At 69.9% G+C, this 26,327-nt stretch carries 19 protein-coding genes and 1 pseudogene; 14 read left to right on the top strand and 6 right to left on the bottom strand.

The window, feature by feature from the left end; genetic code table 11:
• Positions 1–2: 2 nt before the first annotated feature.
• The gene (locus CP976_RS33105; protein ID WP_150483597.1) at positions 3–875 is read right to left on the bottom strand and encodes a carbohydrate ABC transporter permease; all 873 of its coding nucleotides are present in this window, start codon (positions 873–875) and stop codon (positions 3–5) included.
• Positions 869–1,861, bottom strand: a complete 993-nt coding sequence (locus tag CP976_RS33100; protein WP_150483596.1) for an ABC transporter permease — start codon at positions 1,859–1,861, stop codon at positions 869–871. Before CP976_RS33100 ends, CP976_RS33105 begins: the two co-directional genes overlap by 7 nt.
• Before the next feature lie 229 nt (positions 1,862–2,090).
• On the opposite strand from CP976_RS33100, the gene CP976_RS33095 reads away from it, so the two are divergent.
• Positions 2,091–3,086 (top strand): acetylxylan esterase, encoded by a 996-nt coding sequence (locus CP976_RS33095; protein WP_150483595.1) that lies wholly within the window; start codon positions 2,091–2,093, stop codon positions 3,084–3,086.
• A 135-nt stretch (positions 3,087–3,221) separates the two neighbouring features.
• Here the strand turns inward: CP976_RS33095 and CP976_RS33090 are convergent, their stop codons facing one another.
• On the bottom strand, positions 3,222–3,632 hold the full coding sequence (locus CP976_RS33090; protein WP_150483594.1) for an MmpS family transport accessory protein: 411 nt from the start codon (positions 3,630–3,632) through the stop codon (positions 3,222–3,224).
• Positions 3,633–3,982: 350 nt separating this feature from the next.
• Here CP976_RS33090 and CP976_RS33085 point away from each other — a divergent pair, with 350 nt between their 5' ends.
• From CP976_RS33085 to CP976_RS33055, 6 genes and pseudogenes are all read left to right on the top strand, one after another.
• Positions 3,983–5,041, top strand: coding sequence for a lytic polysaccharide monooxygenase auxiliary activity family 9 protein (locus CP976_RS33085; protein WP_150483593.1), 1,059 nt, complete (start codon positions 3,983–3,985; stop codon positions 5,039–5,041).
• Between the two features lie 555 nt (positions 5,042–5,596).
• A pseudogene (locus tag CP976_RS33075) lies at positions 5,597–8,101 on the top strand (SpoIIE family protein phosphatase); the annotation flags it as partial.
• 598 nt (positions 8,102–8,699) lie between these two features.
• Positions 8,700–9,782 (top strand): substrate-binding domain-containing protein, encoded by a 1,083-nt coding sequence (locus tag CP976_RS33070; protein ID WP_150483592.1) that lies wholly within the window; start codon positions 8,700–8,702, stop codon positions 9,780–9,782.
• A 12-nt stretch (positions 9,783–9,794) separates the two neighbouring features.
• Positions 9,795–10,574, top strand: coding sequence for an ATP-binding cassette domain-containing protein (locus CP976_RS33065; RefSeq protein ID WP_086843413.1), 780 nt, complete (start codon positions 9,795–9,797; stop codon positions 10,572–10,574).
• Positions 10,565–11,848, top strand: a complete 1,284-nt coding sequence (locus CP976_RS33060) for a sugar ABC transporter permease (RefSeq protein WP_150483591.1) — start codon at positions 10,565–10,567, stop codon at positions 11,846–11,848. The genes CP976_RS33065 and CP976_RS33060 overlap by 10 nt, the downstream gene beginning before the upstream one ends.
• Positions 11,849–11,907: 59 nt before the next feature.
• Positions 11,908–13,266 (top strand): ABC transporter substrate-binding protein, encoded by a 1,359-nt coding sequence (locus tag CP976_RS33055; protein WP_150483590.1) that lies wholly within the window; start codon positions 11,908–11,910, stop codon positions 13,264–13,266.
• A gap of 203 nt (positions 13,267–13,469) precedes the next feature.
• Here the strand turns inward: CP976_RS33055 and CP976_RS33050 are convergent, their stop codons facing one another.
• Complete coding sequence (locus tag CP976_RS33050; protein WP_150483589.1) at positions 13,470–16,268, bottom strand: aconitate hydratase; 2,799 nt, start codon at positions 16,266–16,268, stop codon at positions 13,470–13,472.
• Between the two features lie 277 nt (positions 16,269–16,545).
• On the opposite strand from CP976_RS33050, the gene CP976_RS33045 reads away from it, so the two are divergent.
• The 4 genes from CP976_RS33045 (at position 16,546) to rfbB (ending at position 20,605) form a co-directional block, all read left to right on the top strand.
• Positions 16,546–16,746, top strand: coding sequence for a DUF4236 domain-containing protein (locus tag CP976_RS33045; protein WP_086602445.1), 201 nt, complete (start codon positions 16,546–16,548; stop codon positions 16,744–16,746).
• A gap of 84 nt (positions 16,747–16,830) precedes the next feature.
• Positions 16,831–18,360, top strand: coding sequence for a helix-turn-helix domain-containing protein (locus tag CP976_RS33040; RefSeq protein WP_086843405.1), 1,530 nt, complete (start codon positions 16,831–16,833; stop codon positions 18,358–18,360).
• 206 nt (positions 18,361–18,566) lie between these two features.
• A complete protein-coding gene (locus tag CP976_RS33035) occupies positions 18,567–19,634 on the top strand; it encodes a glucose-1-phosphate thymidylyltransferase (RefSeq protein ID WP_150483588.1) in 1,068 nt (355 codons plus the stop codon).
• Positions 19,631–20,605 carry a dTDP-glucose 4,6-dehydratase gene (gene rfbB, locus CP976_RS33030; protein WP_150483587.1) on the top strand — a complete coding sequence of 325 codons (975 nt, stop codon included), beginning with the start codon at positions 19,631–19,633 and terminating at the stop codon, positions 20,603–20,605. The genes CP976_RS33035 and rfbB overlap by 4 nt, the downstream gene beginning before the upstream one ends.
• A gap of 33 nt (positions 20,606–20,638) precedes the next feature.
• Here rfbB and CP976_RS33025 read toward each other — a convergent pair whose 3' ends face one another.
• The gene (locus tag CP976_RS33025) at positions 20,639–21,247 is read right to left on the bottom strand and encodes a response regulator transcription factor (protein ID WP_150483586.1); all 609 of its coding nucleotides are present in this window, start codon (positions 21,245–21,247) and stop codon (positions 20,639–20,641) included.
• A gap of 309 nt (positions 21,248–21,556) precedes the next feature.
• On the opposite strand from CP976_RS33025, the gene CP976_RS33020 reads away from it, so the two are divergent.
• Positions 21,557–22,579 carry a helix-turn-helix transcriptional regulator gene (locus CP976_RS33020; protein WP_150483585.1) on the top strand — a complete coding sequence of 341 codons (1,023 nt, stop codon included), beginning with the start codon at positions 21,557–21,559 and terminating at the stop codon, positions 22,577–22,579.
• Here the strand turns inward: CP976_RS33020 and rdmE are convergent.
• Complete coding sequence (rdmE, locus tag CP976_RS33015; protein ID WP_244403670.1) at positions 22,557–24,167, bottom strand: aklavinone 12-hydroxylase RdmE; 1,611 nt, start codon at positions 24,165–24,167, stop codon at positions 22,557–22,559. The two genes, CP976_RS33020 and rdmE, sit on opposite strands and share 23 nt — an antisense overlap.
• A 233-nt stretch (positions 24,168–24,400) precedes the next feature.
• On the opposite strand from rdmE, the gene drrA reads away from it, so the two are divergent.
• Both drrA and drrB read left to right on the top strand, forming a co-directional pair.
• Positions 24,401–25,393 carry a daunorubicin/doxorubicin transporter ATP-binding protein DrrA gene (drrA, locus tag CP976_RS33010; RefSeq protein WP_150483583.1) on the top strand — a complete coding sequence of 331 codons (993 nt, stop codon included), beginning with the start codon at positions 24,401–24,403 and terminating at the stop codon, positions 25,391–25,393.
• A complete protein-coding gene (gene drrB / locus CP976_RS33005) occupies positions 25,390–26,241 on the top strand; it encodes a daunorubicin/doxorubicin ABC transporter permease DrrB (protein WP_100109121.1) in 852 nt (283 codons plus the stop codon). The genes drrA and drrB overlap by 4 nt, the downstream gene beginning before the upstream one ends.
• The last annotated feature ends 86 nt before the right edge of the window (positions 26,242–26,327 follow it).

The following is a 26,327-nucleotide window of genomic DNA, read 5'->3' as shown; positions in this document are numbered from 1 at the left end:
CGTCAGCCCTTGACCGCGCCGAGCATCACGCCGGAGACGAAGTAGCGCTGGACGAACGGGTACACGCAGAGGATCGGCAGGGCGGTGAGGACGATGGTCACCGACTGGATGTTCGCGCCGACCTGGCTGAGCTGCTCCGTGCCCGCGCCGGCGTTGCCGCCGCCGGTGGCGCCCTGAATGAGGTTGCGCAGGTAGACGGTGACCGGCATCAGATCCGTCCGGTCCATGTAGAGGAAGGCGCTGAACCAGGAGTTCCAGAAGGACACCGAGTAGAACAGCACCATCGTCGCGACGACCGCCTTGGACAGCGGCAGCACGATCCTGAGCAGGGTGCCGTACGTGTTGAGGCCGTCGATCTGCGCGGCCTCCTCCAGTTCGGTCGGCAGGTTCTCGAAGAAGGCCTTCATGACCAGGAGGTTGAAGACGCTGATCGCGTTCGGCAGGGCGATCGCCCAGACGCTGTTCTTCAGGCCGAGGCTGGTGACCAGGATGTAGTTGGGGATCAGGCCACCGGTGAAGAACATGGTGAACACGGCGATCCCGACGAGCACGCCACGGCCCTTGAGGTGCTTCTTCGACAGCACGTAGGCGTAACAGGTCGTCAGCACCATGGCCACGGCCGTCGCCACGACCGTGTACAGCACGGTGTTGCCGTAGTTCCGCCAGAACATCGAGTCCTGGAACACGATCTCGTACGTGGTGAGGTTGAACCCCTTGGGCAGCAGGGTCACCTCACCGGCCCGGATCTGCCGCTCCCCGCTGAAGGACCGCGCGAGGATGTTGACGAAGGGGTACAGGGTGACCAGCACGACGAGGGTGAGGACCACCCCGTTGACGCCCTGGAAGACCCGGTAGGAACGACTCGGCTTCACCACAGGCTCGTCCCCACTGTGCGGCGCGAGAGCTGGTTGGCGGACGTGATCAGGATCAGGCCGATGACCGCCTCGAACAGGCCGATGGCGGCGGCGTAGCTGAAGCTGTTCGACTCCACACCGGACCGGTAGACGTACGTCGAGATCACGTCGGCGGTCGGATACGTCAGCGGGTTGTACAGCAGCAGGACCTTCTCGAAGCCGACCGCCATGAACGCGCCGACGTTGAGGATCAGCAGCGTGACCATGGTGGGCCGGATGCCGGGCAGGGTGACGTGCCAGATCTGCTGCCAGCGGTTGGCCCCGTCGATGCGCGCGGCCTCGTACAGGTCCTCGTCGATCGTGGTGAGCGCGGCGAGGTAGAGGATCGTGCCCCAGCCGGCGGTCTGCCAGATCTCCGAGCCGACGTAGATGGTGCGGAACCACTCGGGCTCCTGGATGAAGCGGATCGGTTCGTGGCCGAACCAGCCGAGGAGGTGGTTGACCGGGCCGTCGCTGGCCAGCATCTGCATCGTGATGCCCGCGACGATCACGATCGACAGGAAGTGCGGCAGGTACGACACCGACTGCACGAACCGCTTCAGGGAGCGCCGGCGCACCTCGTTGAGCAGCAGCGCCAGCACAATCGGGACCGGGAAGCAGAACAGCAGCGTGAGCCCGCCGATCCACAGGGTGTTGCGGAACACCTGCCAGAAGGTGGGGTCGTTGAGGAACATCTGCACATAGCGCAGCCCCACCCACTCCTCGCCGAAGATCGACCCGCCCGGCTCGAAACGCCGGAAGGCGATGACGTTGCCGATCATCGGCAGATAGCGGAAGACCAGGAAGAACAGCAGCGGCAGGATCGCCAGCGAGTACAACTGCCAGTCGCGGCGCAGGGCCCGCCGCCAGCCGGTCCGGGCGGGGTCGCGCTTGCCGCGTCGGGGTGCGGCTGGGGCCGGAGGCGGATCCTCGGTGCCCGGCGGGGCCGACGTGGTGGACGTGCTCATTGCTCGGGCCTCCCGGGGCATGGGACGCGGAACCGAAACTTTCGAGCTCTTACCGGTAACTTCGCGGCAACCTAAGGGCAGCAGAAAGCGCTGTCAATGGGGGCGGCGGCAGTCGGTGAGGCGTCTGTGCCGCGTTGGAATCGCGTCGAACCTGGGTAGACCGCAGAGATCTGCCACCCACGTCCACCGCAAGTTTCTGGATGACCACCGATTCCTGCGAGGTGCCGCCGTGCCCGCTTTCGACCTGCCGCTGACGGAACTGGAACGCCATCACCCGGACGTCGCGGAGCCCGCCGACTTCGACGCCTTCTGGCTGCGCACGCTGAAGGAGGCCGGCCAGGCGGACCCGCTGGTGTCGGTGCGGCCGGTGGAGACGGGCCTGAGGCTGACACGGACCTGGGACGTGACGTTCCGGGGTTTCGCGGGCGACCCGGTACGCGCGTGGTTCAGCAGGCCGGCCGGGATCGATGAACCCCTGCCCGCCGTCGTCGAGTTCGCCGGGTACGGACGCGGCCGGGGCCTGCCGCACGAGCGCCTCACCTGGGTCAACGCCGGGTACGCGCACCTGCTCATGGACAATCGCGGCCAGGGCGACGAGTACGGCTGCGGCGGCGATACGCCCGACCCGCACGCCACCGCCCCGGGCGGCCCCGGCCCGGCGGTACGCGGCCTGCTCGCTCCCGAGGACTACCACTACCGGCGCCTGATCACGGACGCGGTGCGCGCGATCACGGCGGTGCGGGAGCTGCCCGGCGTCGACCCCGCGCGCACCGTGGCCGCCGGCAACAGCCAGGGCGGTGGGCTGGCCCTGGCCGTCGCGGGGCTCGTCCCCGACCTGGCGGCGCTGCTCGTCACCGCCCCGCTGCTGTGCGGCATCCGCCGCGCGCTCGACCTCACGGACGCGGGGCCGTACGGCGAGATCGCCTCGTACCTCGCCGTCCACCGTGGCGCCGGACACGACGCCTACCGCACGCTCTCCTACGTCGAGGGCGTCTCCTTCGCCCGTCGCGCACAGGCCCCCGCTCACTTCGGCGTGGGGCTGCGGGACACGGTGTGCCCGCCGAGCGGGGCGTACGCCGCGTTCAACCGCTATGCCGAACTGACCGGCACGGACCCGCGCAAGGAGATCCACGCGTATCCGTTCAACGGGCACGAGGGGGGTGACGCGGTGCAGGTGCGGCGTCAACTTGGCTGGGTGCGGGAGGTGCTGGGCGGGCCGGAGTGATGCCCGCACGGTTCGCGGTCACCGTTCGGGGTTCGCCGACCTGAGGTCCGGCCGGGACTCGCTTCGTCGACCTGGGATCCGGCCGGAACTCAGGGTGCGGGACGCCGGCCCGCCCCAAGCCCCCGCGGTTCGGAGTTACTTCCCCACCGGGGACTCCGCGGTGCACCCGCCCGCGGTCACCAATCCATCGGCACTCTGCTCCTCGAGCACCTTGCCCTTGTGGATGATCTTGCAGGTGACCTGGGCGCCTTCGGGGTCAGCGGCGACCGGCATGACCGCCGCGGGCATGATGCCGCGCAGCGTGACCGTCTTCTTCCAGGGCAGTTCCGGCTTCGACACCGACTCGACCTTCGGCTCCATGGCCTTGCCACCGCCACCGTGGAACTCGATCGAGTCGACGTTCTTCCCCGTGACCTCGTAGGTGACTTCGTACGTCTCGTCCACTGCCTTGTCGACCTGGTCGACCGCCTCGGAACAGGAGCTGAGACCGAGTGCGAGACCGGCGGTGGCGACGGCGCAGACGGCTGCACGGATGGTGCGGTTCAAGGGATCCCCCCGGATCATGAAAGGTCGGATCCGCAGCCAACCGTGAAGGGGAAGTAAAGTCAACTTCACAAACTACGACGCCAGTTCGTCAGGCGGCGGTGAGGCCGGATGCGCCGACCCGGGCGCCCGTCCGTCCTGACCGGCGCTCTCGCGCCGCAGCCGTAGACAACTGCGCCGCCCGGCGCTAACTTCCGCAGCAGCGGGATGGGAGCGCTCCCATAACGGTGGACCGGAACCCGCCATCGAGTCGCTCCCATCCCGCGCATCCGCGCACACGCATCCACAGGCCCGTACCTCGAGGAACGGACGATGCTGTCATGATCCTGACAAGAAATACGGGGGGACCCCCCATGCCCCGATCAGCGCTCTCCACCCGGACCAGGGCCCTCTTCCTGGTCCTGCTCTCCCTCCTCGTCACCGTTCCGGCCCTCGGCCTGGTCATGACGGCCGGTGGTGAGGCGGAGGCACACGGCACCCCCATGAAGCCCGGCAGCCGCACCTTCCTGTGCTGGCAGGACGGTCTGACCGACACCGGTGAGATCAAGCCGGTCAACCCGGCGTGCCGGGGCGCGCAGCAGGTCAGCGGCACCACGCCGTTCTACAACTGGTTCTCGGTGCTGCGCTCGGACGGCGCCGGCCGCACCCGGGGCTTCGTCCCGGACGGCGAGCTGTGCAGCGGCGGCAACCCCAACTTCACCGGGTTCAACACGCCGAGCAAGGACTGGCCGCTCACCCACCTCACCTCGGGCGCGACGGTCGACTTCTCGTACAACGCCTGGGCGGCGCACCCGGGTTGGTTCTACGTCTACATCACCAAGGACGGCTTCGACCCGACGAAGACGCTCACCTGGAACGACATGGAGGAGCGGCCGTTCCTGAGCGTCGACCACCCGCCGCTGAACGGCTCCCCGGGCACGGTCGAGGCCAACTACTCCTGGACCGGCAAGCTCCCCGAGGGCAAGTCGGGCCGCCACATCATCTACATGGTCTGGCAGCGCTCCGACAGCCAGGAGACCTTCTACTCCTGCTCGGACGTCGTCTTCGACGGCGGCAACGGCGAGGTGACCGGCATCAAGCAGCCGGGCAACCCGTCCGAGCCCGTGCCCGGCACCTGCACGGCCACCCGCAAGACGACCGGCAGCTGGAACGGCGGCCACCAGTCCGAGGTGACCGTCACCAACACCGGCACCGTCCCGATGCTCGGCTGGATGGTCGACTGGACCCTGCCGTCCGGCCAGAGGATCGAGAGCCTGTGGAGCGGCAGCGCCACCTACAACGGCCAGTCGGTGATGGTCCACAACGCCGGCTGGAACGGCTCCCTCGATCCGGGCAAGAGCACGACGTTCGGGTACACCGTCTCCGGATCGGGCGGTGACAGTACGACGAGCCTGCCCTGCCGGGTGGGCTGAACGATCGCTTCGGACGGGCCCGGTGGGCTTCGGTCACCGGGCCCGTTCGGTCCCCGGCTTCGGTGTCCCTGCGGAACGCGGATCGGCAACGGCAGGTGTGGGGCGAGGGAAGCGAGCCAGGTGTGCCCCCATCGCAGCAGCGCGTCGGCGGACCGCACAACCCAGGGCACCGGACGGCCAGGTCGTCACCGAGGCGCCAGAGCCGGTTGTCCGAGCCGCGCGCGCCGGGCCGTACAGGGAGATCGGCCAGGTCGGGGCGCTGGTCGCGCGGCAGCCCCTTGATCAGTGCCGCCGTGGGCTCGGTTTCGGTGTGGGCCATGCGGCGCGACGTCAGCGGGCGGCGGCTCCTGAAAGACGCGCGTGGCCGGAGAACACCGGATCGACGGCCGAGCCGGTCCGCCCGTCCCATATGTCCCTGTTATCCAGGTGTGCGATTCTGATGTGTGGGTGCCCTGCCGCTCATGTGGGGCGTGGATCCGCCGCGTCGTCGTCGCCTGAGTTCCGGGGACTCCCACCTGCCGGTAGCTGCGGCATGGACGGGAGGTGGATGCGGACATGCCCCATTTCGGCGATGCCCGGGCCGCGGCCCCCGGCCTTCGGGTGCCGGGGCACGCGGGCACCGGTTCGCCTCGTCGCACGCCGGAGTCCGCCGCACGGGAGCGGGTCCTGGCGTTCGCCGGGGTGGCGCTGGCGGCGGTGTACGTACGGAGCGAGCACGGTGCGGAGCTCCGGCTGGTGGAGGCGGCCGGCGGCGAGCCGGAGCGGTACGGGTTGCCGAGTCGCGTCCGGCACGGCGGGGGCACCTCGCCCGCTCCGGAGCCGGGCTACGCGGCGGCGTCGGGAGACAGTGGGCCCGCCGTGGTCGAGGCCTTCCGGAGCGGGCGGCCGCTGTGGCTCGCGAGTCGGCAGGAAGGCGGAGTCGCCGGTGCGCCGCTCGGGGCGGTGCCGCTGGGGGCCGCCGGCGGGTGGCTGGGGTGTCTGGTCGTGGTGGGAGAGGCCGGGGAGGGGTTCGGGGCCGAGCAGCGGGAGTTTCTGGAGCGGTATGCGGAGGCGGTCGCCGGACGGCTCCGGGGCGAGGCCGACCGGTCCGCCCCCTCGCCCCTGCTGGACTCCGCCCTGCGTGCCCTGGGGGTCGGTTCCTTCGCCCTGACCCCTGGCACCGGGCTGGTCGAGACCGACCCGGCCCTGCTCGAACTGGTGGGCATTCCCGAGGGCGGCTTCGACGGCAAGACCGACTCCCTGCTCTCGTACAGCGTCCCGGAGGACGTCCCGGCCCTGATGTCGGTCATCGAACCGTCCGCGCAGACCCCCGGGCGCCGGGAACTGGAGTTCCGTACCCGCCGGGCCACCGGTGAACTGTGCTGGCTGCGCCTGAACTGCCGCGTGCTGAAGAGGCCCGACGGCTCCCCGGAGCGGGTGCTGGGTGTGGTGACCGCGGCACCGGTGCTGCGCCGGAGCGCCAGCGACGTCGCCCGGATCCAGTGGCTGACGGCCGCGCTCGACGACGCCACGACGGTCCGGGACGTCAGCCGCGTGGTGGTCGCCGCGCTGCGCGAGCCGCTGGGTGCCGACCGGGTGGCGCTCGCCGAGCTGCTGGAGGACCGGCTGGCGGTCACCGTGCTCGATCCGCCGGGGGCCGGTGCCTGGCCGGAGCTGTGGCGTTCCGAGTGGCGCTCGGAGTGGCCCGACGCGCCGGTCACCGCCCTGCCCACGCTCCAGGCGGCGCTGCGGGACGGGCGGATGAGCCTGTGGCCGGCGGGTGCCGTACTGGAACCCGGGCTCGCGGGGATCGGCCCCGGCGGGCTCGCGGTCCTGCCCCTGCCGGCGAAGGGCAGGGTCGCCGGGGTGTGCCTGGTCGGCTGGGACGCGCCGCACGAGTTCGCGCCCGAGGAGCGGGCCCTGCTGACGGCGACCGCGGGGCTGGTGGGGCAGGCCCTGATCCGCGCGCACGCCTACGACGCCGAGCAGGAACTCGCGACGATGCTCCAGCGCAGCCTGCTGCCGCGCCGCCTCCCCCAGTTGCCCGGGGGCACCGCCGTGGCCCGCTATCTGCCCGCCCGGCGCGGGCTCCAGGTGGGCGGCGACTGGTACGACGTGATCGCGCTGTCGGACAGGAAGGTGGCCCTGGTCATCGGTGACGTGCAGGGGCACAGCGCCGGAGCCGCGACGATCATGGGCCAGATGCGCACGGCGGTCCGGGCCTACGCCGTGGAGGGTCATCCGCCGGACGTGGTCGTCGCGCACGCCAATCGGCTGCTCGTCGGCATGGAGACCGACCTGTTCGCCACGTGCTGCTACGTCGAGCTGGACATGGAGGAGGGCAACGCGCTGTTCGTGCGGGCCGGGCATCTGTCCCCGCTGGTGCGTCATCCCGACGGCGGTACGGAGGAGATCGCGGTCGAGGGCGGGCTTCCGCTGGGCGTGCTGGAGGACGCGGACTTCCCGCTGACGGCGTTGGCGCTGGCGCCCGGCTCGGTGCTCGCGCTGGTGACGGACGGGCTGGTCGAGTCTGCCGAGCTGGACGTGGACGAAGGGATGCGGATCGTGCGCGAGGCGCTCGCCGCGGCCGATCCCTCCGACCCGGGGCGGATGGCCGACGAGCTGCTCGGCGAGGCCGGCCGCCGGGAGGACGACGTGGCGTTGCTGCTGCTGCGCTACGACGGGATGCGGGTGCGGCCGGTGCGGGCGGGCTGGGTGGTGTGGCGGCTGCCGGACGCGGTCATGCACGCCCGCCGGTTCAGCGCGCGCACGCTGCGTTCGTGGGACGTCGTGGACGAGGCCGACACCGTTCTGCTGGTGGTGTCGGAGCTGGTCACGAACGCGCTCGTGCACACGCAGGGTGCGCTCCGGCTGGACCTGACCCTGGCCGCGGACCGGCTGCGGGTGACCGTGAGCGACTCCTCGCCGCGGGCGCCGGCCAAGCCCGTGGTCGTGGACTGGGAGTCGACCGGCGGCCGGGGACTCTTCCTGGTCGAGGCGCTGTCGGCGGCCTGGGGATCGGTGCCGGTCGGCGGCGGCAAGCAGGTGTGGAGCGAGATCGTCGTCTCACGCCACGAGCCGGAAGCGGACCGGGAACCGGAAGCGGAGCCGACGCCGGAACCGGAACCGTGGGTCGAGCCCGAAGAGGAACGGGAGCCCGGCCGGAGCTGGGGCATCGGCCGCAACCGGAGCTGGGGCATCGGCCGCATCCGTGACCGCGACCGCAGCGGAGGCAAGGCATCCGGCCGAACCCGGAGCCGAAACCGGAACCCGGACCCGGACGAGGCCCAGGCCCCCGATACGAACAAGGCCCGGCCCCTCGACCCAACCCGGACCCCAGACCGGGACCCGGGCCCGGACGAGAACCAGACCCCGGACACCGACAAAACCCGGGCCCCCAGCCCGACCCGGAGCCGAAACCGGAACCCGGACCCGGACCCGGACGAGAGCCAAACACCCGGCACGAACACAACCCAAGGCTCAAGCCGGAGCCGGGACCGCGATCAGTCCCGGAGCCGAGCGCGGAACCCGGGTCCCAACCCGAGCGCGGGCGAAGGCCGAACCGGCCGGGCCCCGGAGCCGAACCCGGACGCGAGCGAGGGCCGAGCCCGGGCCGCCCCCGGGCGCCGCCACCGGAGCGGCCCCGGCAGCCGGGGCGTGCCCAGGAGGGAGGTCCCGGATGAGGAGCCGTAGGTGGGGGCTGGGCGCCGGGCTCGTCGCGGTCGTCATGGCGGTGTCCCTGGCCGGCTGTACCGAGGACGGCGGGCAGGGTGAGGACGGGTTCACCGTCGGGCTGCTCCTGCCGAGCCGGGCGGTGCCCCGCTGGGAGCAGTCCGACAAGCCCTTGATCGAGAAGCGGGTGAAGGAACTCTGCGCCGACTGCACGATCGCCTACGCCAACGCGGAGAACGACGCGGCGAGCCAGCGGCAGCAGATGAACTCCATGATCACCAGGGGTGTGTCCGTCCTGATCCTGGACGTCGTCGACCCCAAGGCGCTGCGCTCCTCGGTCCGCGCGGCGGACCGCGCGGGTATCCCGGTCGTCGCCTACGACCGGCTCGCCGAGGGCCCGATCTCGGGTTTCGTCAGTTTCGACGGCGGCCGGGTCGGCAGACTCCAGGGCGAGGCACTGCTGAAGGGCATGGGAGCCGGGGCCGACGACGGCGGTGTCGTGATGGTGAACGGCGATCCCTCCAGCCCCAACGCCGCCTGGTACGAGGACGGCTCCCGGTCCGTGCTCCAGGACAAGGTGCGGATCCTCAAGTCGTACAACACGATCGGCTGGCGCACGGAGAACGCGCACGACCACATGTCCGCCGCGATCAATGCCCTCGGCCCGAACCGGATCGACGGTGTGCTCGCGGCCAACGACTCGATCGCCTCCGGCGTCGTCGCGGCGCTCAAGAGCGCCCGCGTCTCGCCGCTGCCCCCGGTCACCGGCCAGGACGCCGACCTCGACGCCGTGCGGCGCATCGTCAAGGGCGAGCAGTACATGACCGTCTACAAGCCCTTCCGGCAGGAGACCGAGGCGGCCTCCGCCATGGCCGTCGCCCTGGCGCGCGGCAACGACCTCGACGCCCTCGTCACGACGACCGTGGACAGCCCCACCACGAAAGACGTCCCGGCGGTGCTGCTCGACCCGGTCTCCGTGACGGCCGGGACCATCGGCCGGACCCTCGTCCGGGACGGCATCTACACGATCGACCAGATCTGCACCCCGAAGCTCCGGTCGGCCTGCGACCGGGCCGGACTCACCCGGTGAGGGAGGTATCCCGTGGCCCATCCACCCGTCCTGGCGTTGCGCGGCATCTCCAAGCGGTTCGGCGGCGTGCAGGCACTCGTGGACGTCGACCTCCAGGTGCGGGCCGGTGAGGTCGTGGCCCTGGCGGGCGACAACGGCGCCGGAAAGTCCACGCTGATCAAGGTGATCTCGGGCGTGAGCCCCGCCGACCGGGGCGTCATCGAGTGGGAGGGGCGGCTCGTGCAGATCAAACGCCCGCACGACGCCCACTCCCTGGGCATCGCGACCGTCTACCAGGACCTCGCCATGTGCGACAACCTGGACGTCGTGGGCAATCTCTTCCTCGGCCGGGAGATCGACCGGGTGGGCATCCTCGACGAGGTGGAGATGGAGCGCCGCGCCCGCGACCTGATGCGGACCCTGTCGATCCGTATCCCCGACGTGCGCATGCCGGTCGCGGCGCTGTCCGCCGGGCAGCGGCAGGCCGTCGCGATCTCCCGCTCGCTCATGGGCGCGCCCAAGGTGCTGCTGCTCGACGAGCCCACCGCCGCCCTGGGCGTCGAGCAGACCAGCCATCTGCTCGACCTCATCGAGGAGGTGCGCGACCGCGGTATGGCGATCATCCTCATCAGTCACAACATGGGCGACATCAAGGCCGTCGCGGACCGGGTCGCCGTGCTGCGGCTGGGTCGCAACAACGGTCTGTTCGACGTCAGTACCGTGACGCAGGAGCAGATCATCTCGTCCGTCACGGGGGCGGCGGACAACGCCGTGGCGCATCGTACGAAGGGCGACGAGGAGGCGTGGCCGTGACCGGGGGCGGACCGCCCCGGGGCGGCGGCGCCGGGCCGGTCGCGCCGGGCCGCGGGCCGCGCACCCGCGGCTGGCCCGGCGGCCTGCGCGACTACGCCCTGGAGATGCGCGGCAGCGTGCGGGACGCCGAACGCGGGCCGCTGCTGGTGGTCGCCGGGCTGATCGTGATCTGGATCGTCTTCCAGGCGCTGGACGACAAGTTCCTCTCGCCGCGCAACCTGTCCAATCTGAGCGTGGACATCGTCGGGACCGGTCTGGTCGCCGTCGGCATCGTGTTCGTGCTGCTGATCCGGGAGATCGATCTGTCGGTCGGCTCGGTCAGCGGCCTGGCCGGCGCCGCGTTCGCCGTGCTGAACGTGAACCACGGGATGCCGGAGTGGCTCGCGGTGATCGTGGCGATCGCCGCCGGCATGGCGGTGGGCGCCTTCCACGGCGTGTTCTTCGCGTGGCTCGGCGTGCCCGCGTTCGTCGTGACCCTCGCGGGACTGCTGATCTGGAACGGCCTCACGCTCGACCTGCTGGGCGCGAGCGGCACCATCAACATCGACGAGGAGGGCCTGGTCGCCTCCCTGACCAGCCGGCACTTCGATGACGACGTGGCGGCGTACGCGGTGGCGGCGCTCGGCACGGCCGGGTACTTCCTGGCCGCCCGCCGCAAGCGCGCCCGGCACCGGGCCGCCGGGATGCCGTACCGGCCGACGGGCGAGATCGGGCTGCGCACCGGTCTCCTCGCGGTGCTGGCCTTCGCCGCGGCCCACACGCTCAACCGGTTCCAGGGGCTGCCGCTCGCGCTGCTGATCTTCCTGGTGGTCCTCGTCGTATCGGATTACGTGCTGCGCCGCACCCGCTACGGGCGGCGGGTGTACGCGCTCGGCGGCGGGGTCGAGGCGGCGCGGCGGGCGGGCATCAGCGTGGAGCGGGTGCGGGTCGCGATGTTCATGGTGTCGGGGACGCTGGCCGCGATCGGCGGGCTTTTCGTGGCCTCGGGCCTGACCTCGGCGAGCCCCACGACGGCCCGTGCCGCGGGCTCCGGGATGCTGCTGATCAACGCGATCGCCGCGGCCGTCATCGGCGGTACGAGCCTGTTCGGCGGGCGTGGCTCGCCCTGGTCCGTGCTGCTCGGCGTAGTGGTCATCCAGTCGATCGCCTCGGGCATGGGGCTGCTGGGTGTCGAGGACGCAGTGCAGTTCATGATCACGGGTGGGGTGCTGCTGGCCGCGGTCGCGGCCGACGCTCTCTCCAGACGCGCGGCGGCCCGGCGGGGTCGCCCATGAACAGCGCGTTTGTCCAGAAATGCCTAAAACCGGCCGAGATGGGTAGGGGCCGAAGTGCCATGAAACGCAGCCGCCTCGTCCGGTTGGCCGTGGCCGCCGCAGCCGTCACCGGCCTGGTCCTGTCGGGCTGCGGGGACACGGACCCGCAGCCGCCCGGCGGATCGAACGGCAGCATCAACGTGCTCAGCGTGGGCAATCCGCCGATGCAGGACCTCAAGAAGCTCACCAAGAAGTACTTCACCGCTGAGACCGGCATAGAGGTCAATTACACGCTGCTGCCGGAGAACGACGTCCGCAGGAGGATGGACCGCGAGTTCGCACGCCAGAGCGGGCACTATGACGTGGCGAGCGTGAGCGCGTACGAAGTGCCGATCTACTCGGAGCGCGGCTGGCTCGCCCCGCTGGACTCCTACGTGAGGGCGGACAAGGACTTCGACCAGGCCGACATATTCCCCAACCTCGTCGCATCGCTGACCGGGGCCGACGGCAGGCTCTACGCCCAGCCGTTTTACGGGGAGGGTTCCTTCCTGGCGTTTCGCAAGGACCTCTTCCGCCAGGCCGGCCTGTCCATGCCCGCGAACCCGACCTGGGAGCAGGTCGCCTCGCTCGCGGCCAGGATCGACGGCACGGACGGCACGAGCGGCATCTGCTTGCGCGGTCTGCCCGGATGGGGGCAGAACCTGACGCCGATCAACACCGTCGTGAACACGTTCGGCGGCGCCTGGTACGACATGGAGTGGAACGCCCGGCTCACCTCACCGGAGTTCCGCAATGCGGTGCGGTTCTACGTCGATCTGGTCCGCGAGCACGGTCAGCCCAACGCCCACCGCATGGGCTTCCTGGAGGTCCTCGACGCCTTCGTGGCGGGCAAGTGCGCCATGTGGTACGACGCCACCGTCCTGGCCTCGTCGGTCGAGGCCGACGGCTCGGCGGTCAAGGGCAAGGTCGGCTATGTCCCAGCGCCGCACGACAGGACGGAGAAGGCCGGCTGGCTGTGGACCTGGGCGTGGGGCATCCAGAAGGCCAGCAAGAACAGGGACACCGCCTGGAAGTTCATCTCCTGGGCCTCCTCCAAGGAGTACCAGGAGCTGGTCGGGCAGGAGGTGGGCTGGACCGCTGCGCCCGCCGGGAACCGCAGGTCGCTCTACGCCAATCCCGAGTACCAGCAGGCGGCCGGCGCCTGGTACCGGCAGGAGTACACGGCGGCGACCGACTCCGCCGACCCGAAGAACCCCGGCGTCGGCCCCCGTCCCTACCCCGGAATCGGCTTCGTGGGCATTCCCGAGTTCGCCGTGCTGGGTACCGCGGTCTCCGAGCAGATCGCCGCGGCCATCGCCGGGAAGCAGTCGGTGGACATGGCCCTGGCCAAGTCGCAGGACCTCGCCCAGGCCGCGGCGGCGAAGTACCGGGGCGAGTGACCCGGCGGTCACCGGGAGAGTGCCGGGACCCCGGCGTGCGACTTCCGGGCCCGCTGAGGGAATCCCGTGTTCAGCCTGAGCGTGGGCGACGACCCCGTGCGGTCGGCCTCCCGGCCCTGCCTGGCGCCAACGGCAGCGGGCCGCGCCCCCGGTCACCCGGGAACGCGGCCCTCGAACTGCCGTGAACGGTCTTGCCGGTCCGCCTACTTGCGGATCAGGCTGCGCAGCACGTACTGCATGATGCCGCCGTTGCGGTAGTAGTCCGCCTCACCGGGGGTGTCGATGCGGACGACCGCGTCGAACTCGACGCCGGTGTCGGTGGTGACCTTCACCGTGCGCGGGGTGGTGCCCTCGTTGAGCTCGGTGACGCCGGAGATGGAGAAGGCCTCCTCACCGGTCAGACCGAGGGACTCGGCGGACTGGCCCTCCGGGAACTGCAGCGGAAGGACGCCCATGCCGATGAGGTTCGAGCGGTGGATGCGCTCGTACGACTCGGCGATGACGGCCTTGACGCCGAGGAGCGCGGTGCCCTTGGCGGCCCAGTCGCGGGACGAGCCGGAGCCGTACTCCTTGCCGGCCAGGACGACCAGCGGGATGCCGGCGGCCTGGTAGTTCTGCGAGGCGTCGTAGATGAAGGAGACCGGGCCGCCGTCCTGCGTGAAGTCGCGCGTGTAGCCGCCCTCGGTGCCCGGCGCGATCTGGTTGCGCAGGCGGATGTTGGCGAACGTACCGCGGATCATGACCTCGTGGTTGCCTCGGCGGGAGCCGTAGGAGTTGAAGTCGCGACGCTCGACGCCGTGCTCGGTGAGGTACTTGCCGGCCGGGGTGTCGGCCTTGATCGCACCGGCCGGGGAGATGTGGTCGGTGGTGACCGAGTCGCCCAGCTTGGCCAGCACGCGGGCGCCGGAGATGTCGGAGACCGGGGTGGTCTCCATCGTCATGCCCTCGAAGTACGGGGGCTTGCGGACGTAGGTGGACTCGGAGTCCCACTCGAAGGTGTTGCCGGTCGGGATCGGCAGCGCCTGCCACTGGGCGTCGCCCGCGAAGACGTCCGAGTAGGACTTGGAGAACATGTCCTCGCCGATGGCGTTGGCGACGACCTCGTTCACCTCGGCCTCGGAGGGCCAGATGTCCTTCAGGAAGACGGGGTTGCCGTCCTGGTCGGTGCCCAGGGCGTCACGGGTGATGTCCACCTTCATGGAGCCGGCGAGCGCGTAGGCCACGACCAGCGGCGGGGACGCCAGGTAGTTCATCTTGACGTCGGGGTTGATACGGCCCTCGAAGTTCCGGTTGCCGGAGAGGACCGAGGTGACCGCGAGGTCGTGGTCGTTGACGGCCTTGGAGACCTCTTCCGGCAGCGGGCCGGAGTTGCCGATGCAGGTGGTGCAGCCGTAGCCGACGAGGTTGAAGCCGACCTTGTCGAGGTACGGGGTCAGGCCCGCCTTCTCGAAGTAGTCGGTGACGACCTTGGAGCCCGGGGCGAGGGTGGTCTTGACCCACGGCTTGCGGGTCAGGCCCTTCTCCACCGCCTTCTTGGCCACCAGCGCGGCGGCGACCATGACGTACGGGTTGGAGGTGTTGGTGCAGGAGGTGATGGCCGCGACCGTCACGGCGCCGTGGTCGATCTCGTAGGTCGAGCCGTCGGGGGCGGTGACGGTGACCGGGTTCGACGGGACGGCGGCACCGGTGCCGTCGGCGTGCTGCGGGGCGCCGGCGCCGTTCTCCTGGTTGCCGTAGGCCGGGGCGTCGGAGGCCGGGAAGGACTCGGCGCTCGCCTCGTCCACCGGGGAGGCCGAGGCGGCGGCCTGCTGGGCGACGGGGGCGTCGACGTAGTTGAGGACGTCCTTCGCGAACTGCTGGGCGGCCTCGGCCAGGACGATACGGTCCTGCGGGCGCTTCGGGCCGGCGATGGACGGCACGACCGTCGACAGGTCGAGCTCCAGCTTCTCGGAGAAGTCCGGCTCGGCCTTCGGGTCCAGCCAGAGGCCCTGCTCCTTGGCGTACGCCTCGACGAGCGCGAGCTGCTGCTCGGAGCGGCCGGTGAGCTTGAGGTACTTGATGGTCTCGTCGTCGATCGGGAAGATCGCGGCGGTGGAGCCGAACTCCGGCGACATGTTGCCGATGGTCGCGCGGTTGGCCAGGGAGGTGGCGGCGACGCCCTCGCCGTAGAACTCGACGAACTTGCCGACGACGCCGTGCTTGCGGAGCATCTCGGTGATGGTCAGCACGAGGTCGGTGGCGGTGGTGCCGGGGGTGAGCTCACCGGTGAGCTTGAAGCCGACGACGCGCGGGATGAGCATGGAGACCGGCTGGCCGAGCATGGCGGCCTCGGCCTCGATGCCGCCGACGCCCCAGCCCAGCACACCGAGGCCGTTGACCATGGTGGTGTGCGAGTCGGTGCCGACGAGGGTGTCGGGGTACGCCTGGCCGTTACGCACCATGACCGTGCGCGCCAGGTGCTCGATGTTCACCTGGTGGACGATGCCGGTGCCGGGCGGGACGACCTTGAAGTCGTCGAAGGCGGTCTGGCCCCAGCGCAGGAACTGGTAGCGCTCCTTGTTGCGGCCGTACTCCAGCTCGACGTTCTGCGCGAAGGCCTCGTTCGTGCCGAACTTGTCGGCGATGACGGAGTGGTCGATGACCAGCTCGGCCGGGGAGAGGGGGTTGACCTTCGCCGGGTCGCCGCCCAGCTCCTTCACGGCCTCACGCATGGTCGCGAGGTCCACGACGCAGGGAACGCCCGTGAAGTCCTGCATGATCACGCGGGCCGGCGTGAACTGGATCTCCTGCGACGGCTGGGCCTGCGAGTCCCAGCCGCCGAGGGCGCGGATGTGGTCGGCGGTGATGTTCGCGCCGTCCTCGGTGCGGAGGAGGTTCTCCAGCAGCACCTTCAGGCTGTAGGGGAGGCGCGCGGCGCCCTCGACCTTGTCCAGCCGGAAGATCTCGTACGACTCGTCGCCCACCTGCAGCGTGCTGCGGGCGTCGAAGCTGTTCGCCGACACGACAGTCTCCTTCATTGATGTGCGCGTACCACCACGATCCTGCCGCCACGGCCTCTCGACCGATCCGCTAAGGTAAGGCTAAGTTAGGTAACCCTTACCGTTGGACTCGTTGACGGCTTGCGTCTGCGGTGCTCCTCGGCAGATATCTCGATGTCGAGATAACTCTAGTACACCGGGCGCGGTTGGTCATGCCCCGGCGTCCGCCATGCGGTCATGCACGCCCCTCTCCGGGGTATCCGAACCAGGTATCCACGCCACGAACGGAGAGGAGACAGGCATGCCGCTCACGTTCCGCAAGAGTTTCCGGATCCTTCCGGGGGTGCGTCTGAACATCAACAAGCGCTCCTGGTCCATCACGACCGGCGGCGGGAAGAACGGCCCGCGTTACACGCGCAGCAGCACGGGACGTCGTACGACATCGATGGATTTGCCCGGACCTTTCGGATGGCGACGCACGCGCACGAGTCGCCGACCCTGAAGTCACCGGGGAGGATTGACTTCCCGTCACCCGAATGGACCCCCCGGTCGGGCGCCATCTCATATCTGAGATAACCTCAACCGCATGGCAGACGATTACCTCGTACGCATCGGCAAGCTCATCCGTGACGCCCGGCAGCACCGGGGCTGGACTCAGTCGCAGCTTGCCGAGGCGCTCGGAACCAGTCAGAGTGCCGTGAACCGGATCGAGCGCGGCAACCAGAACATCAGCCTTGAGATGATCGCGCGGATCGGGGAGGCCCTCGACAGCGAGATCGTGTCCCTCGGCTACGCCGGTCCGATGCACCTGCGGGTGGTCGGCGGGCGCCGTCTCTCCGGCGCCATCGACGTCAAGACGAGCAAGAACGCGTGTGTCGCGCTGCTGTGCGCCTCACTGCTCAACCAGGGGCGCACAGTGCTGCGTCGCGTCGCCCGCATCGAGGAGGTGTACCGCCTCCTGGAGGTGCTGGGCTCGATCGGCGTGCGCACCCGGTGGATCAACGACGGTGTCGACCTGGAGATCGTGCCGTCGGCCGAACTGGACCTGGCGTCGATCGACGCGGACGCGGCCCGCCGCACCCGCTCCATCATCATGTTCCTCGGTCCGCTGCTGCACCGCATGGACCACTTCAAGCTGCCCTACGCCGGCGGCTGCGACCTCGGTACGCGCACCGTCGAGCCGCACATGATCGCCCTGCGCCGGTTCGGTCTCGACATCGCCGCCACCGAGGGCCAGTACCACGCGATGGTCGACCGCTCGGTCCGCCCCGACCGCCCCATCGTGCTGACCGAGCGCGGCGACACGGTGACCGAGAACGCGCTGCTCGCCGCCGCCCGGCACGACGGCATCACCGTCATCCGCAACGCCTCCTCCAACTACATGGTCCAGGACCTGTGCTTCTTCCTGGAGGCCCTCGGCGTCAAGGTCGACGGCATCGGCACCACCACGCTCACCGTGCACGGCGTGCCGACCATCGACGTCGACGTGGACTACTCCCCCTCCGAGGACCCGGTCGAGGCGATGAGCCTGGTCGCGGCGGCCGTGGTCACCGAGTCGGAGCTGACGGTGCGCCGGGTGCCGATCGAGTTCCTGGAGATCGAGCTGGCGGTCCTGGAGGAGATGGGCCTCGACCACGACCGCACGCCCGAGTACTTCGCCGACAACGGCCGCACCCGGCTGGTGGACCTCACCGTCCGGCCCTCCAAGCTGGAGGCGCCGATCGACAAGATCCACCCCATGCCGTTCCCCGGCCTGAACATCGACAACGTCCCGTTCTTCGCGGCCATCGCGGCGGTCGCCCAGGGCAAGACCCTCATCCACGACTGGGTCTACGACAACCGGGCGATCTATCTGACGGACCTCAACCGCCTCGGCGGACGGCTGCAGTTGCTGGACCCCCACCGTGTCCTGGTGGAGGGCCCGACCCGCTGGCGCGCCGCCGAGATGATGTGCCCGCCCGCCCTGCGCCCCGCCGTGGTCGTCCTCCTGGCGATGATGGCGGCCGAGGGCACGTCGGTGCTGCGCAACGTGTATGTCATCAACCGGGGTTACGAGGACCTGGCGGAGCGGCTGAACTCGATCGGGGCGCAGATCGAGATCTTCCGGGACATCTGACAGGCGGACGCCGCCGCACCCCGTTTGACCTGTACGCATGCGGGTCAGGAGGGGGTGCGGCGGCACCTCTGGTCTTCGGGTCGGGGCGCTTCTTCAGCCAACGGTCTTCTCCTGTTCACGGACCCAGCAATCCCGGGCCCCGGGACCGCGCGCCCGCGATCCGTACACCAGTTGGGCTTGAGCGGTGCCGCCTAGGCTCCGGCGGCATGAAGGCTCTCGTCCTGTCCGGGGGGTCGGGCACGCGCCTGCGGCCCTTCACACACACGTCTCCCAAGCAGTTGGTGCCGGTAGCCAACAAGCCGGTCCTCTACTACGTCCTCGAGGACATCGCTCAGGCCGGCATCACCGAGGTCGGCATCGTCGTCGGGGAGACGTCCAACGAGATCCGCAAGGCCGTCGGGAGCGGCGACAGATTCGGGCTCCGCGTCACCTACCTTCCGCAGGAGGCGCCCCTGGGTCTGGCTCACGCTGTCCTCATCGCCCGCGACTATCTCGGCGACGAGGACTTCGTCATGTATCTCGGGGACAACTTCGTGGTCGGCGGCATCGCGGAACTCGTCGACAAGTTCCGCGCGGAGCGCCCCGACGCCCAGATCCTGCTCACCCGTGTCTCCGACCCGTCCAGCTTCGGCGTGGCGGAGATCGGCTGGGACGGCCGGGTCGTCGCGCTGGAGGAGAAGCCGAGGCACCCCCGCAGTGATCTCGCCGTGGTCGGGATCTACTTGTTCACGCCGGTCGTGCACGAGGCGGTGCGCGCCCTCACACCGTCAGGGCGGGGCGAGCTGGAAATCACGGACGCCCTCCAGTGGCTCCTCGACGGACCCTACGACGTACGGTCCATCACCATCTCCGGTTATTGGAAGGACACGGGAAACGTCGCCGACATGCTGGAAGTGAACCGCTCCGTGCTGGACGGGATCGAGCCGGGCATGGAGGGCCAGGTCGACGCGGCGAGCGAACTGGTGGGGCGGGTGCGGATCGAGGCGGGCGCGCAGATCCGGGCGTCGCGCATCGTGGGGCCCGCCGTCATCGGGGCCGGGACGGTGGTGACGGGATCGTACGTCGGGCCCTACACGTCGATCGCGGAGAACTGCTCGATCGAGGACAGCGAGATCGAGTTCTCCATCATGCTGGGCGACTCCCGGCTCACGGGCACGCGCCGGGTCCAGCACTCGCTCCTGGGGCGGAACGTGACCGTCGCTCCGGCCCCCCGCGTACCCGCAGGTTCCCGTCTCATCCTCGGTGACGACAGCAGGGTGGAGATCTCCTCATGACCACGAAGATCCTGGTGACAGGCGGTGCCGGTTTCATCGGCTCGCACTACGTCCGCACCCTGCTCGGCCCGCGCGGCGACGGCTCGGTCGGGGTCACTGTGCTGGACAGCCTGACCTATGCAGGCAATCCGGCCAACCTCGATCCCGTCCGCGGCGACGAGCGGTTCGCCTTCGTCCACGGTGACATCTGCGATGCCCCGCTCGTCGATCGACTGGTCGCCGAGCACGACCAGATCGTCCACTTCGCAGCCGAGTCACACGTCGACCGCTCGGTGCTCGGGGCCGCGGAGTTCGTGCGCACCAACGTGATGGGTACGCAAACGCTGCTGGACGCGGCCCTGCGCCACGCCCCCAGGACCTTCGTCCACATCTCCACGGACGAGGTGTACGGCTCCGTCGATGTCGGTGCCAGCACGGAGAGCGATCCGCTGCGCCCCAGTTCCGCGTACGCGGCGACGAAGGCGTCGAGCGATCTGCTGGCGCTGTCGTACCACCGCACGCACGGGCTGGATGTCCGGATCACCCGGTGCTCGAACAACTACGGCACCCATCAGCATCCGGAGAAGGTCATTCCGCGTTTTGTGACGGCCTTGCTGAGCGGTGGTCGGGTGCCGCTCTACGGTGACGGCGGCAACCTGCGGAACTGGCTGCACGTCGAGGACCACGTCGACGCGGTGGAACTGGTAAGGGAGGGAGGCTCCCCGGGCGAGATCTACAACATCGGCGGCGGCACGGAGCTGTCCAACAAGGAGCTGACGGCTCTCCTGCTGGACGCGGTGGGCGCCGGCTGGGACTCCGTGGAATTCGTCGCCGACCGCAAGGGACACGACCGGCGCTACGCCGTCGACCACGGGAAGATCACCGCGCTGCTCGGGTACCGGCCACGCCGGGACTTCCGGGACTCGCTCGCCGAGACAGTGGCCTGGTATCGCGACCGCCGCTCCTGGTGGGCACCGCTCACCGGATCCTGAGCCGACGGGCCGTCCGCCGCCAGTGACCGAGGGTCAGATCCAGCCGGACATACTGGCGATGCGTACCGCGTCGAGCCGGTTGCGCGCGTCCATCTTCCGGACGGTCGTCGCCAGATAGTTGCGGACCGTCCCCGGAGAGAGCGACAGCTTGACCGCGATTTCGTTGATGTCGTCCCCCGCGGCGGCGAGCTGGAGTATCTCCATCTCCCGCTCCGTGAGCGGGCATCCGGTGTTGCCCCAGGCGGCGAGCGTCAGTTCGGTGTCGAAGACGCGGCGGCCCTCGTGCACGCTGCGTATGGCATCGCTGAGGTGCGCCGGGGGGGAGCTCTTCAGCACCAGGCCGCCGAGGCCGGATGCCAGCGACTGGCGCACTGTGGCCAGCCGGGCGAATCGCGCGGTGAGCAGAGTGCGGCAGTCCGGGAGGTGCTCCTGAATCGCCATGGCGGAGAGAAGACCCTCCCGCTCGTGCATGTCGACATCGACGACCGTCACGTCGGGGCTGTACTCCAGAACCGTCCGGATCAACTCGCTGCCGACGCCTGTGGAAGCGACGACTTTGATGTCCGATTCACGCTCCACCAGTAGAACCAGCGCGGCACGGACCATTTCCAGCTCTTCAGCAATCACGACTCGGATGGTCATGAATTCCTTTCCCCCGTCGATGGAACTCCGCCCCTTCGCAATGCTATTTCGGCCAACCTGGCCGTATCGCGATTAGCGGATGCCGTGCAGCAATAGGGTCGGGGTGGCGCAGCGATCAGTCCTCGACCGGGTGCTACTCATCGACTCCCCCGTCTTCTCGGCAAGGAACTGGCGTGGTCTCCGCAAACCGAGCTTGCGTACGACTATAAGAGGTGATTCAGGGAGTGGCTATGGCCGCCTGTGTGGCTGGGGAAGGGACGGCGGGAATCGCGGCCACAGAGTGACCGCGATTCGTGCCACCCTGGAAGCATGACCGAGACGCCATCCCGCATGCTCCGTCTGCTGTCCCTCCTCCAGAACAGCCGGGACTGGCCGGGGCGCAAGCTGGCGGAGCGGCTCGGGGTCAGTCCGCGGACGCTGCGCCGAGACGTGGAACGGTTGCGGGATCTCGGCTACCCCGTTCAGGCCATACCGGGCGTCGGCGGGGGCTACCGGCTGGAGGCGGGCGCCAGTCTGCCGCCGTTGCTCCTCGACGACGACGAGGCGGTCGCCATCGCGGTCGGGTTGCGGACGGCCGCAGGGGGAAGCGTGGCGGACATCGAGGACACCTCGATCCGCGCGCTGGCCAAGCTGGAGCAGGTGCTGCCCAAGCGGCTGCGCAGCCGGGTCAACGCCCTTCAGATGTACACCGTTCCCATGTTCACGGTGACCCCGACCGTGAGCCCCGAACACCTCGCGTCAGTGGCCCAGGCGTGCCGCGACCAGCAGCGGCTGAGATTCACCTACCGCAAGCGCGACGGGGAGACGAGCAGCCGTCTGGTGGAGCCGTACCGTCTGGTCCATGTGAACCGTAAGTGGTACGTGCTGTCCTGGGACATGGGACGGCAGGACTGGCGCACCTTCCGCGTGGACCGCATGGAATCGCTGCTGTTGACGGGGGTGCGTTTCCAGCAGCGCGAGTTGCCTGCCGAGGACGCGGCGGCCTATGTGGCGCAGTCGATCACGTCCTCGCTGGCCGGCTACCGGGCGCTGGTCACCCTGCACGCGCCGGTCGAGGTGGTGGCGGAGCGGATCCGCCCGCGCGACGGAATCCTCACGGCGGTCGATCACCGGACATGCCGGCTGCGTTCGGCCGCCGACTCGCTGGAGTGGCTGGCGCTCACCATCGGGATGTTCGGCGTCGAGTTCGAGGTGCACGAGCCGCCTGAACTGATTCATTACATACAGGAGTTGTCGGAGCGGCTGGCCCGAGCCGCGTCGCCGGGTGCGGACCGCTCCTTGGCGGCGCCGCCGACGCGGGACGCTCCGGTCAGCGGGCCAGCAGCCGGGTGAGCAGGGTGCTCAGCTGGTCCTGGGCCTCCGCTCCCGGCGCTACCGCCGTACGCCAGGCGACCACGCCGTCCGGGCGCACCAAGCTGGCCCCCGCCCGGCCGATCCCGTAGGTCCGCGTCAGTTCGCCGGAGGGGGCGGCGACATCGCGGCCGACGAGATGGACGTCGAGGCGGACGCCCAGATCCGCGGCGGCGCGGGCGGCCGCCTGGCCCCAGGCGCCGCCCTCCGGTGCGGCCAGGAGCACCCAGCGATCGCCGAACAACTCGACGGTGGAACGCCGTGTGCCGTCCTGCTCGATCCAGACGTGGGGTGCGCGGAAGCCGGGGCGCCCGGACGGGCGTCGCGGGTCCTCGGTCGGCTCGGGGTCGTCGTCCTCGGCGGCGACGGCGGTGGAGCGGTAGCGGAAGCCCAGGACGACCTGCGCCGTGCCGCGTTCCTCGGGAACGCTGCCGAGCAGGTGGGGAGCCATGCGCTGGGCGTAGATGGCCAGTGACTCGTCGACGACGAGGCGGGACACGAGCGACCGCTCCGCCCCGTAGCTGTCGAGGAGCCGCTCGCCCGCCTCGCCGCGCAGCACGGCGGCCAGCTTCCAGGCCACGTCGAACCCGTCGCCGATGGCGGTGTTGCCGCCCATGCCCCCGGTGGGCGGGGTGACCTTGGCGGCATCGCCGACCAGCAGCACCGGCCCTTCGCGCCACCGGTCGGCGATGTACGCCGCCATGTCCCAGGCCTGGATGTCGAGGATGTCCGGGACGAGCCCGGGCGCGTCGACAGCCAGCCGGATCAGCTCGGTGCAGCGCTGCGGTGTGTAGTCCTCCGGCCTCTCGCCGCGTTCGGGGTCGTAGCGGACGTAGAAGGTGTGCCGGTTGGGCCGGTCGGTGGGGCCGAACGTGCCGGTGAAGTCCGGGTGCTGCAGGTAGTACCAGCCGGTGGACCCGGGCGGTACGACGGCGGTGAGGTCGGCCTCGAAGATGACGCCCATGAAGTGGGCCAGGGTGCCGTGACCGTGCCGGGTGATGCCCAGGCTCTCCCGGATCGCGCTGCGGGGTCCGTCGGCGGCGACCAGGTAGCGGGCGCCCACGGTGCTCTCCGCTCCGGTGCCCAGGTCGCGCAGGCGGGCCGTGACACCGTCGTCGCCCGCCTGGAAGGAGGTCAGTTCGGTGGCGAACCGGATCTCCGCGCCGTGCTTGGCGGCGTGGGCCACCAGGACGGGCTCCACCCGGTCCTGGGGAGCGAGCGCCCAGGGCATGGGCGTGCACTGTTCCGTCGCACCGACCAGCTCCTCGAAGCTCTCCGCGAAGCTGTGCAGGACGCGACCGCCCACGCGCTCCACGACCTTGATGGTGAAGTCGCCCTGGGCGCCGCGGATGTCGTCCGTGGCCAGGATCTCGTCGGCCACGCCGCCGAAGCGGAACAGTTCCATGGTGCGCGGGTTCTGGCCTGCCGCCTTGGGCAGGACCGAGGTGGTGGCGTGCCGCTCCACCAGCAGGACCCGCACCCCCCGGCGGGCGAGGAACAGGGCGGTGGACAGCCCCCCGAGACCGCCGCCCACCACGAGGACATCGACATCCGGCTTCGTCAAGGCCACCTCAAACCTCCAGAGTTCGCGGCGTCCGCCGCCGCACCCCCAGCGTCGGGCGCCCCACTCGAAAGGGTCACGAGGCGCGGTGGAGCCCCGTACGAAAAATGGCTCGGCGAACGAGGCCATCGCGGCCATGAAGTGTCCTCATTGGGGGCTACGGTACTCAACGTGAACCCGATTGACCGAAATAAATTAGAGTGCACGCTTTGTCTGCTCCATGTGACTACTGGGGGCGTTAGGTGAACACGCAGCCGACACGGGCCATCGAAACGTCCGGTCTCGTCAAGGTCTACAACGGGACGAGGGCGGTGGACGGCCTGGACCTCGACGTCCCGGCCGGTCTCGTCTACGGGATCCTGGGGCCGAACGGCGCCGGCAAGTCCACCACCATCCGCATGCTGGCGACGCTGCTGCGTCCCGACGGCGGTACGGCCCGGGTCTTCGGTCACGACGTGACGAGCGAACCCGATACGGTCCGCCGCAGGATCAGTGTCACCGGCCAGTACGCCTCCGTCGACGAGGGCCTGACCGGTACGGAGAACCTCGTCATGATGGGCCGGCTCCAGGGCTACTCCTGGGCCCGGGCCAGGGAGCGCGCCGCCGAACTGATCGACGGCTTCGGACTGGGCGACGCCCGCGACCGGCTCCTGAAGACCTACTCCGGTGGCATGCGGCGGCGGCTCGACATCGCCGCGAGCATCGTCGTCACCCCCGACCTGCTGTTCCTGGACGAACCGACCACCGGTCTCGACCCGCGCAGCCGGAACCAGGTCTGGGACATCGTGCGGGCTCTGGTGGACGCCGGCACGACGGTGCTGCTGACGACGCAGTATCTCGACGAGGCGGACCAACTGGCCGACCGCATCGCGGTCATCGACCACGGCCGGGTGATCGCGGAGGGCACCACCGGGGAGCTGAAGTCCTCGCTCGGGTCCAACGTCCTGCGGCTGCGCCTGCACGACGCCCAGTCGCGTGCCGAGGCGGAACGGCTGCTGAGCGCGGAACTGGGCGTCACGATCCACCGCGACTCCGATCCGACGGCGCTGAGCGCGCGGATCGACGACCCCCGGCAGGGCATGCGGGCCCTGGCCGAGCTGTCGCGCACGCAGTTGGAGGTGCGCAGTTTCTCCCTCGGCCAGTCCAGTCTCGACGAGGTCTTCCTGGCGCTGACCGGCCACCCGGCCGATGACCGGTCCACGGAAGAAGCGGCGGAAGAGGAGAAGGTGGCATGACGACGTCCCCCGGCACCGTGGAATCCACGACCCCTGTGAGCGGTCAGCTGCGGACGGTGCTGTCCGCGGGTGAACGGCCGGCCCGCGCGACGGCGGTGTCCGCCACCCTGACCCATCTGTGGCGGGCGATGATGGCGTTCAAGCACTTCCCGGTGCAGCTGATCGACATCGTCCTGATGCCGCTGATCTTCCTGCTGATGTTCACGTACCTGTTCGGCGGGGCGTTCGCGGACTCCACCGAGGAGTACCTGCAGTTCTACCTCCCGGGCGTGACGGTGCAGGCGGTCGTCATGATGACGGTCTACACCGGCACCTCGCTCAACACGGACATCCACAAGGGCGTCTTCGACCGTTTCCGGACGCTCCCCTTCTGGCAGCCGGCGACGCTCGCGGGCAGTCTCCTCGGTGACGTGCTCCGGTACGTCGTCGCCCTGGCGACCACGGTGTCCCTCGGGCTGCTGCTGGGCTTCCGCGCCGACGGCGGTTTCCTCGGCGTGGTCGGCGCGATGCTGGTGCTGATCGTCTTCGGGTTCAGCGTGAGCTGGATCTTCGCCGCCCTGGGCGTGGTGGCCAGCGAGCCCGAACGGGTCTCCGGGACCAGCATGATCGTGCTGTATCCGCTGCTGTTCATGAGCAACATCTTCGTCATGCCGGAGACGATGCCCGGCTGGATGCAGGCCATCGTCGACGCCAACCCGATGAGCCACGCGGCGACAGCCTCCCGCGAGCTCATGCACGGCACGGCCGGCTTCTGGGACGTGGGCCTGGTCCTGTGCGTGTCGGCAGGGCTGGTGGCCGTCTTCGCACCGCTGACCATGCGTCTGTACCGCAACAAGAACGCCCACTGACACAGGTACCGGAGTGCCGCTCGCACCGCGCTGGAGCGTCGTTGAGGGGGTGTGAGCGGCGCACCTACTGTCCCCGGAGACACATC

The sequence above is a fragment of the Streptomyces coeruleorubidus genome, assembly GCF_008705135.1.
In the GTDB taxonomy this organism is placed as follows: domain Bacteria; phylum Actinomycetota; class Actinomycetes; order Streptomycetales; family Streptomycetaceae; genus Streptomyces; species Streptomyces coeruleofuscus.
This window is presented reverse-complemented; position numbering and strand designations above follow the sequence as displayed.